This is a genomic window from Thalassospira mesophila (assembly GCF_002115755.1).
Lineage (GTDB): Bacteria > Pseudomonadota > Alphaproteobacteria > Rhodospirillales > Thalassospiraceae > Thalassospira > Thalassospira mesophila.
The window spans coordinates 1-2,529 of sequence record NZ_JFKA01000028.1 but is presented as its reverse complement, the minus strand read 5'-3'; the positions used below and the strand labels follow the sequence as shown (position 1 = coordinate 2,529).

The 2,529-nt window shown below is 30.3% G+C and carries 3 protein-coding genes; all 3 read right to left on the bottom strand.

Annotated features, from left to right (window positions below; all coding sequences use genetic code 11):
* Window positions 1-410 (bottom strand): helix-turn-helix domain-containing protein (locus tag TMES_RS23225; protein ID WP_211275991.1); only part of this gene is annotated, 410 nt, incomplete at its 3' end.
* 414 nt (window positions 411-824) lie between these two features.
* Window positions 825-1,283 carry an AraC family transcriptional regulator gene (locus TMES_RS21785; RefSeq protein ID WP_033580909.1) on the bottom strand — a complete coding sequence of 153 codons (459 nt, stop codon included), beginning with the start codon at window positions 1,281-1,283 and terminating at the stop codon, window positions 825-827.
* A gap of 1,003 nt (window positions 1,284-2,286) precedes the next feature.
* Window positions 2,287-2,529 (bottom strand): hypothetical protein (locus TMES_RS21780; RefSeq protein ID WP_211275990.1); only part of this gene is annotated, 243 nt, incomplete at its 5' end.

Here is a 2,529-nt window from a genome sequence, read left to right as displayed (position 1 = left end):
AAAAACCCAACTAGTAAAGCAATTATAAAAGGAGTTACTATGCTTACATTAATTTCGCCTTTTATAATAGGAATTGATAACCCTCCTAATGATCCTATCGTACACATTATTCCATATCTAAAGAAAGAATTTCCGTTTCCTTCAAAATCAAATAGAGTAATACCATCTTGTTTCGATGTATCTTGTGAATCATATGTTTTTTGATATATTGATGAAGAATTTTTAAGTAATTCATCTACTGATACTTCGTATAACTCACTTAATTTAACAAGGTTATCAATATCAGGATATCCCTTATTGTTCTCCCACTTATAAACAGCTTGTCTGGACACATTCATTTTTTGCGCTAACTCTTCTCTAGACATATTCTTTTGTTCTCTTAACTTATGTAATTGCTCGCCTAATTCCATAACTAATTCACCTCTATAAACCACTTTATAACAAATATGTACAGGTAACCATAAACGCTTAGTAATAAGTTGTAAACCATTAGTTTACAACCGAATTTGGTCGTTAAAAAGCTAATTTCATAGACTAATCCTTATTTCTTAGTTACCATAATCCATATTATAGGAAATGTATACACAAAGAATTTTCAGTAAATTATGATAAAATATGTAATGAAAGGGAGGAGATTGAAATGGAACTAGCTTTTTCACTAGGTAAGTTAGCTATGAGAGGAACCTTAAATCTTATTTTCTATGTTCCAGATGCATTTTCTTTTGCAGCAAGAAAAATCTTCAGAAATTCGAAGAAGGTGCCATCTTAAAGTAATCAAAAAGGTACTCTAACTTTTCTTTAAAAGAGTTAGAGTACCCTTTTGATTACCTGCTTGATATTATAGGTATGCAAATATCACAATAATCAAAGTCATCCTCTTCACCATAATATCTTTCAAACATTGGCCTAGAATCAATTTGATAACCCTCATTTAACAATTCAACAAAGATTATATTCCAAGCTTTTTGAATTTCCTCTGCTGTATGCTTAACTCGATAGATTGCGTACTGACCACCGAGTAATGTATCTTCACTAACTTCGTTATCAATTTGATAATCAGTAGAAATGATAATACCAGCATCATAGCGACAATTTTCGGGAGTTATTACTTCCGGATTATCTCGTGGAATACTCAGGATTGTTGAATTTTTATTAAATAAACTTTGTTTTTTAGCCCAACTTTTTAACTTTTCCATCACTTTAACGTTATGAGGACCATATGGCCCCACTTGTCTCATATATGCAATTCGGTATTTTGGTAAAGTATCAATCTTCATACTCATATAATCTATCCCCTTTTCATCAATATTTACTATAACGAAAAGGTTATCATTATTTAAAAAGATAATCACCTAAAATTTTAAATTATTTTAAAATTTTACCATATATAAAACATGAATATTCCATACATTTTTAGTTTACATAATCACTCTTTCCGGAACACACACAAAAAGAGAACCCTTGGGAGGCAAGGATTCTCAAAGGGGTTCTCTTCATGAAGTATGCAGCTTTTTATACATCGTTGATAGAATAGGCATTCTATGAATTAAATCAATGAAAACAATGTATAAGAAGTCCACCTTTTATGCATATGTGAGCACACTAGAAATAGTATGAATATTAAGAATATGTTATAGTCAAGCTGTTCATTCTCGGATACGTTTGAACGACCCCTTATATGAAGGCAGCCTTGTTCATTGGCCAATGCCGAGGTTGCGCTTTTATTCTTCAAAACTTGTCATACAAATTTCAATTTATATATTTACAACCAAAAAAGTTTGTGATATATTTCACATATAAAGATATCCATGACAAACCAGAACACTCTTAAATGTAATTAATAATGTAATATAAAAAAGCTATTTCTCTCCGATACCAATACGATTGAAATAGCTTTTTTTATGGTCTTTTACAACTTCTCATTCCTCTAGCTCTTTTCACACTTTACTAATGAATAATATAGTATTTATAAAAAAAGGATGCTACTATTAATTAAAGTAATTTTTTCGTTATTTCTTATATATTTGAACCCTATTAAAAAGCTATCTAATTTCTATGGAAAGCCAATGCCTATAGAAATTAGATAGCTTTTTTATGCTCATAAAAATTTTAAAATAGGAGGAGAAACATTATGTTAACCAGAAATGAATTTTTCTTATTCAATAGAGAACTATTATTTTTACTGGATCAACACTCTACATGTACTGATTCTAGTCTAAAAGAGATGCTGGTCACCCAAATTGCTCTTATGCTTGCTGTTCTTAGCTAAATTTCATATTAATCTTATTATCTTTCCATTTCTTGATCTTGCCTCTTATTACGCTTCTGAATCCCCCCAACATATTGAAAGAACGAAATCTGCTTCATCTTTTCTACATTCTTATCAATCCAATTCAAAGCTTTTTCCTTCCAAGCTTTCAATATCTTATTCTCTTCTTGTAATTCTTCAATTTTTTCAGTAGCTATTTGTAATTCTTCTCGAGGAACATGAGTGCTTTCAATTTCTACAACACGCATTGAACTCTCATC